This window comes from Blastococcus sp. SYSU DS0552, assembly GCF_054050815.1.
The window spans coordinates 1-5,182 of record NZ_JBJHAB010000041.1 but is presented as its reverse complement, the minus strand read 5'-3'; the positions used below and the strand labels follow the sequence as shown (position 1 = coordinate 5,182).

2 rRNA genes are annotated in these 5,182 nt (G+C 59.1%); both read right to left on the bottom strand.

Annotated features, from left to right (window positions below):
- Positions 1 to 7: 7 nt before the first annotated feature.
- Positions 8 to 3,131: ribosomal RNA gene (locus ACI8AG_RS20425) — 23S ribosomal RNA — on the bottom strand.
- Between the two features lie 444 nt (positions 3,132 to 3,575).
- Positions 3,576 to 5,092, bottom strand: a 16S ribosomal RNA gene (locus ACI8AG_RS20420).
- The 16S and 23S rRNA genes sit together here, the layout of an rRNA operon.
- Positions 5,093 to 5,182 lie beyond the last annotated feature (90 nt).

Sequence of the window (5,182 nt, the reverse complement as noted above, 5' to 3'; positions counted from 1 at the left end):
GGTGTGTGTGGTCAAGCCCTCGGCCTGTTAGTACCGGTCAGCTCCACACCTTGCGGTGCTTCCACTTCCGGCCTATCAACCCGCTGGTCTGGGCGGGGGCCTTACCCGGTTAACCCGGTGAGAGACCTCATCTTGAAGCGAGCTTCCCGCTTAGATGCTTTCAGCGGTTATCCCTGCCGAACGTAGCTAACCAGCAGTGCACCTGGCGGTACAACTGGCACACCAGAGGTTCGTCCGTCCCGGTCCTCTCGTACTAGGGACAGCTCTTCTCAAGTCTCTTACGCGCACGGCGGATAGGGACCGAACTGTCTCACGACGTTCTAAACCCAGCTCGCGTACCGCTTTAATGGGCGAACAGCCCAACCCTTGGGACCTACTCCAGCCCCAGGATGCGACGAGCCGACATCGAGGTGCCAAACCATCCCGTCGATATGGACTCTTGGGGAAGATCAGCCTGTTATCCCCGGGGTACCTTTTATCCGTTGAGCGACACCGCTTCCACATGCCGGTGCCGGGTCACTAGTCCCAGCTTTCGCTCCTGCTCGACCCGTCGGTCTCGCAGTCAAGCTCCCTTGTGCACTTGCACTCGACACCTGATTGCCAACCAGGCTGAGGGAACCTTTGGGCGCCTCCGTTACATTTTGGGAGGCAACCGCCCCAGTTAAACTACCCACCTGACACTGTCCCTGATCCGGATCACGGACCGAGGTTAGACATCCAATTCGACCAGAGTGGTATTTCAACGGCGACTCCACGAACACTGGCGTGCCCGCTTCGCAGTCTCCCACCTATCCTACACAAGCCGAACCGAACACCAATATCAAGCTATAGTAAAGGTCCCGGGGTCTTTCCGTCCTGCCGCGCGTAACGAGCATCTTTACTCGTAGTGCAATTTCGCCGAGCCTGTGGTTGAGACAGCTGAGAAGTCGTTACGCCATTCGTGCAGGTCGGAACTTACCCGACAAGGAATTTCGCTACCTTAGGATGGTTATAGTTACCACCGCCGTTTACTGGCGCTTGAGTTCTGAGCTTCGCCTTGCGGCTAACCCGTCCCCTTAACGTTCCAGCACCGGGCAGGCGTCAGTCCGTATACATCGTCTTACGACTTCGCACGGACCTGTGTTTTTAGTAAACAGTCGCTTCTCACTGGTCTCTGCGGCCACCCACCGCTGCCCCGCGCAAGGCGGTTCACAGCAGATGGCCCCCCTTCTCCCGAAGTTACGGGGGCATTTTGCCGAGTTCCTTAACCACAGTTCGCTCGATCGCCTCGGTATTCTCTACCTGACCACCTGAGTTGGTTTGGGGTACGGGCCGCTCGGAACTCGCTAGAGGCTTTTCTCGGCAGCATAGGATCATCCAATTCGCCTCAATCGGCTATGCGTCGGGCCTCACCCTCATGCGGAACGGATTTGCCTATTCCGCGGGCCACACCCTTGCACCGGTACTACCACTCACCGGTAGGACTACCTTCCTGCGTCACCCCATCGCTTGCCTACTACCAGTCCGGGTCCCCAGCTCCACCGGATCGCCCACAAGTGGGCTCACCGGCTTCGGTGGGTTAGCATCGCTGGGTTCAGCATGGGCGTTCCTTCGCGGGTACGGGAATATCAACCCGTTGTCCATCGACTACGCCTGTCGGCCTCGCCTTAGGTCCCGACTCACCCTGGGCGGATTAGCCTGGCCCAGGAACCCTTGGTCTTCCGGCGGGGGAGGTTCTCACTCCCCTCTCGCTACTCATGCCTGCATTCTCACTCGTGTGGCGTCCACGGCTGGATCACTCCGCCGCTTCCACCGCCACACGACGCTCCCCTACCCATCCACACACCTGGCCGGCACCCCGAGAGGTGTCGGCGGGCGAACGTGTGAATGCCACGGCTTCGGCGGTGTGCTTGAGCCCCGCTACATTGTCGGCGCGGAACCACTTGACCAGTGAGCTATTACGCACTCTTTCAAGGGTGGCTGCTTCTAAGCCAACCTCCTGGTTGTCTCTGCGATCCCACATCCTTTTCCACTTAGCACACGCTTAGGGGCCTTAGCCGATGATCTGGGCTGTTTCCCTCTCGACTACGAACCTTATCGCCCGCAGTCTCACTGCCACGCTCTCACTTACCGGCATTCGGAGTTTGGTTGACGTCAGTAACCTTGTGGGGCCCATCGGCCATCCAGTGCTCTACCTCCGGCAAGAAACACGTGACGCTGCACCTAAATGCATTTCGGGGAGAACCAGCTATCACCGAGTTTGATTGGCCTTTCACCCCTACCCACAGCTCATCCCCCAGGTTTTCAACCCTGGTGGGTTCGGTCCTCCACGCGGTCTTACCCGCGCTTCAACCTGGCCATGGGTAGATCACTCGGCTTCGGGTCTAGAGCACGCGACTCACACGCCCTGTTCGGACTCGCTTTCGCTACGGCTACCCCACACGGGTTAACCTCGCCACGTACCGCTAACTCGCAGGCTCATTCTTCAAAAGGCACGCAATCACCCCTCCACCGAAGTGGATAAGGCTCTCACGGCTTGTAGGCACACGGTTTCAGGTACTATTTCACTCCCCTCCCGGGGTACTTTTCACCTTTCCCTCACGGTACTTGTCCGCTATCGGTCACCAGGGAGTATTCAGGCTTAGCGGGTGGTCCCGCCGGATTCACACCGAATTTCACGGGCTCGGTGCTACTTGGGAAACAAGTTCGGGAGGGACTGCGTTTTCGTGTACGGGGCTCTCACCCTCTACGGCGACCCTTTCCAGAGGCCTTCCACTAACACAAGTCCTTTATGACTCCCCGCACCCCCGGCAGAGGATGCAGAACTGTCCCACGACCCCGACCACACAACGCCTGCCGGCTATCACATGCGATCGGTTTAGCCTCTTCCGCTTTCGCTCGCCACTACTCACGGAATCACTGTTGTTTTCTCTTCCTGTGGGTACTGAGATGTTTCACTTCCCCACGTTCCCTCCACACGCCCTATGTGTTCAGGCGCGGGTCACACCACATGACTGGTGCGGGGTTCCCCCATTCGGAAATCCTCGGATCAACGCTCGGTTGACAGCTCCCCGAGGCTTATCGCAGCCTCCTACGTCCTTCATCGGCTCCTGGTGCCCAGGCATCCACCGTGTGCCCTTAACAACTTGGCCACACAAAAATCCCGCCCCACACCCCCGGAAGGAAATGATGAGACGGGCCTACAACACTTGAACTCTGCAAACAGAGTCAGAAGATGCTCGCGTCCACTGTGCAGTTCTCAACGTACGACCAGCAACCCCCCACCACGCCACCGCCAGCCCCGGACAAACCCGGGCGGTACGACAACAGGAAGGCCCTGACAAGAAGAAACGGTCACCCGCTCCCTCAGGACCCAACAGCGTGCCTACGACCAACCACCCACTCCCACCCCGCTCCACGCACACACAAGTGTGTGCAGTACTAGGGGCAGCACCAGGCCGCCGGCCGAACGAGTCAGCGTTCCACCCTCGAGCACCACCCCACACGCTCCGCCGGCACCCCCAGACGGGGCACCGATCACGGTGTGGGCGCGGCTCTGGACCACCACAACCAGTGTGGCGGCCAGTGCTCCTTAGAAAGGAGGTGATCCAGCCGCACCTTCCGGTACGGCTACCTTGTTACGACTTCGTCCCAATCGCCGATCCCGCCTTCGACGGCTCCCTCCACAAGGGTTGGGCCACCGGCTTCGGGCGTTACCGACTTTCGTGACGTGACGGGCGGTGTGTACAAGGCCCGGGAACGTATTCACCGCAGCGTTGCTGATCTGCGATTACTAGCGACTCCAACTTCATGGGGTCGAGTTGCAGACCCCAATCCGAACTGAGACCGGCTTTTTGGGATTCGCTCCACCTCGCGGTATCGCAGCCCTTTGTACCGGCCATTGTAGCATGTTTGCAGCCCTAGACATAAGGGGCATGATGATTTGACGTCATCCCCACCTTCCTCCGAGTTGACCCCGGCAGTCTCCTATGAGTCCCCGACATTACTCGCTGGCAACATAGAACGAGGGTTGCGCTCGTTGCGGGACTTAACCCAACATCTCACGACACGAGCTGACGACAACCATGCACCACCTGTGCACGGCCCTTACGGACCCCCCATCTCTGGAGGATTTCCGTGCATGTCAAGCCTAGGTAAGGTTCTTCGCGTTGCATCGAATTAAGCAACATGCTCCGCCGCTTGTGCGGGCCCCCGTCAATTCCTTTGAGTTTTAGCCTTGCGGCCGTACTCCCCAGGCGGGGCGCTTAATGCGTTAGCTGCGGCACGGAACTCGTGGAATGAGCCCCACACCTAGCGCCCAACGTTTACGGCGTGGACTACCAGGGTATCTAATCCTGTTCGCTCCCCACGCTTTCGCTCCTCAGCGTCAGTTTCGGCCCAGAGACCCGCCTTCGCCACCGGTGTTCCTCCTGATATCTGCGCATTTCACCGCTACACCAGGAATTCCAGTCTCCCCTGCCGAACTCAAGTCCGCCCGTATCGACTGCAGGCCTGAGGTTGAGCCTCAGGTTTTCACAGCCGACGCGACGAACCGCCTACGAGCTCTTTACGCCCAATAATTCCGGACAACGCTTGCACCCTACGTATTACCGCGGCTGCTGGCACGTAGTTGGCCGGTGCTTCTTCTGCAGGTACCGTCACTCTCGCTTCGTCCCTGCTGAAAGAGGTTTACAACCCGAAGGCCGTCATCCCCCACGCGGCGTCGCTGCGTCAGGCTTCCGCCCATTGCGCAATATTCCCCACTGCTGCCTCCCGTAGGAGTCTGGGCCGTGTCTCAGTCCCAGTGTGGCCGGTCACCCTCTCAGGCCGGCTACCCGTCGTCGCCTTGGTAGGCCACTACCCCACCAACAAGCTGATAGGCCGCGGGCCCATCCTCAGCCGATAAATCTTTCCACCACCAGACCATGCGGTCAGCGGTCACATCCGGTATTAGCCCCAATTTCTTGGAGTTATCCCAGAGCTGAGGGCAGGTTGCCCACGTGTTACTCACCCGTTCGCCACTGATCCCCACCGAAGTGGTTCACCGTTCGACTTGCATGTGTTAAGCACGCCGCCAGCGTTCGTCCTGAGCCAGGATCAAACTCTCCGTAGATGATTTGATCGCAGCTGAGAACCGCGAGCTGACACTCGCGATATCAATCAACCAAAGGAATCCCAGCCCCAACCACACAGTGGCCAGGGC